Genomic DNA, 1,364 nt, shown 5'->3' with positions numbered 1-1,364 from the left:
GAGCAGGGCTATGCCATGCAGGACAAGGCTGTGCAATTCACAGAAATGTGGACACAAGAGCACCACAAGCACTCGGCAATGGATGCACACGTACACGGCTACGGCTCACAGATTGTTGGCTTTTACTTTTTGGAAACTCCAGAAGGCGGCTCAAACGTGGTGTTCCACGACCCACGTGCAGCCAAGGTGCAAATTGACTTGCCCGAGCAAGACATGAGCGTAGCAACTCCTGCTAGTAAGATGATTAACTTCACGCCCAAACCCGGCATGATGATCTTTGCTAACTCATGGTTGATGCACTCATTCACACGACACGCCGCTGACCTGCCTATCAAGTTTGTTCATTTCAACTTGACCGTAATCCCTGCCCCACAAAAGGCTTGCAACATCCCCCCAGCGGCTGAAATTGTATGAACACGTACCAAATTCGGTTCAACAAGTCGAGAGGCCAAGCTGGTCGCGGTTCAATGGATCATGTCTGGCGCGTATTTGAAAACGGCAAAGAGTTCTTGTTTAAAAGCCTAGACATTACCGTCCCCATCAAAAGCGAAAAAGATGCTAATGGGGTTGACTATAACATCACTTGCCAAGGCTACATGACAATTGATCGAGACACATCGACAGCCGTCATAACAGCCAAAGTGAAAATACCAGAGCCAGCATGATGCGAGACTGGGCCGAAGCATTTATTGCAACGGCCTGTATAGCGGCCTTCGTCATTTTTGGCACGTACATGATTGCATGGAGTTGGATGTGGTAAATGCGTTGGCTCATTCTGTTACTGTTATTGGGGCTGGTCGGAGCCGTAGCCAAAAGTGGTTGCCATGTGCGCGAGTTCTATGGCATAGCCTACACAGTCCACGACCCAACCCAGCGGCACAAAGAGATGATGGCGTGGCTGGATCAGAACGCAGGTCATTGCAAGTCAACAGAATACATGGTGATCTGGAACAACCTAGCAGAATGGGCGGGTACAGCAGATTCCACATGGCTACGGGCTAAAGTTGTTCATGGATACAAGGATGCACTTGAACGGGAAAAGAAATGATCGACACAATCAAATTATTTCCGACCGTTCAGCCGTCTGGGTATCCAGACAAGCATGACCTTGCCCAGAAGAAGCTAGAGAAACAGCATGAAATGAACAAGGCAAATGAGTTGGCTAAGAAACAGCAGACTCAGTTGCAGGACATAGGGTTTGAGATTTACACTAAAAAAGTAGTGCAAGAGCGGCTCCGTATGGAGATATTCACAAACCGTAAGCTGGATATTTATGTATGACCAGAAAGCCGATAACCAGACCAGTGAAGAAAGTGTCAATGGACACCAAAGACAAGCTGACTCTGTGGGTCACCCTCATGGTA

General features: G+C 48.2%; 4 protein-coding genes. All 4 read left to right on the top strand.

Annotation, left to right across the window (positions count from 1 at the left end; genetic code table 11):
- Positions 1-414: putative 2OG-Fe(II) oxygenase (locus tag AC9UEO_RS13690; protein WP_509534650.1), on the top strand; the 414-nt coding region annotated here is incomplete at its 5' end.
- On the top strand, positions 411-665 hold the full coding sequence (locus tag AC9UEO_RS13685) for a hypothetical protein (protein ID WP_509534647.1): 255 nt from the start codon (positions 411-413) through the stop codon (positions 663-665). The genes AC9UEO_RS13690 and AC9UEO_RS13685, both read left to right, overlap by 4 nt.
- 95 nt (positions 666-760) lie before the next feature.
- Positions 761-1,048 (top strand): hypothetical protein, encoded by a 288-nt coding sequence (locus AC9UEO_RS13680; protein ID WP_509534644.1) that lies wholly within the window; start codon positions 761-763, stop codon positions 1,046-1,048.
- Entirely contained in the window at positions 1,045-1,281 is a 237-nt protein-coding gene (locus AC9UEO_RS13675) for a hypothetical protein (protein ID WP_509534641.1), read from the top strand. The genes AC9UEO_RS13680 and AC9UEO_RS13675 overlap by 4 nt, the downstream gene beginning before the upstream one ends.
- Positions 1,282-1,364 lie beyond the last annotated feature (83 nt).

It is taken from the genome of Limnohabitans sp. (genome assembly GCF_040401495.1).
Lineage (GTDB): Bacteria > Pseudomonadota > Gammaproteobacteria > Burkholderiales > Burkholderiaceae_C > Limnohabitans.
The sequence above is the reverse complement of the archived record's forward strand: the minus strand, read 5'-3'. Positions and strand labels throughout refer to the sequence as shown.

What these genes read in the sequence shown, in the direction of transcription:
- AC9UEO_RS13675 (WP_509534641.1), top strand. Translation starts at nt 1,045, where the DNA reads ATGATCGACACAATCAAATTATTTCCGACCGTTCAGCCGTCTGGGTAT.
- AC9UEO_RS13680 (WP_509534644.1), top strand. Translation starts at nt 761, where the DNA reads ATGCGTTGGCTCATTCTGTTACTGTTATTGGGGCTGGTCGGAGCCGTA.
- AC9UEO_RS13685 (WP_509534647.1), top strand. Translation starts at nt 411, where the DNA reads ATGAACACGTACCAAATTCGGTTCAACAAGTCGAGAGGCCAAGCTGGT.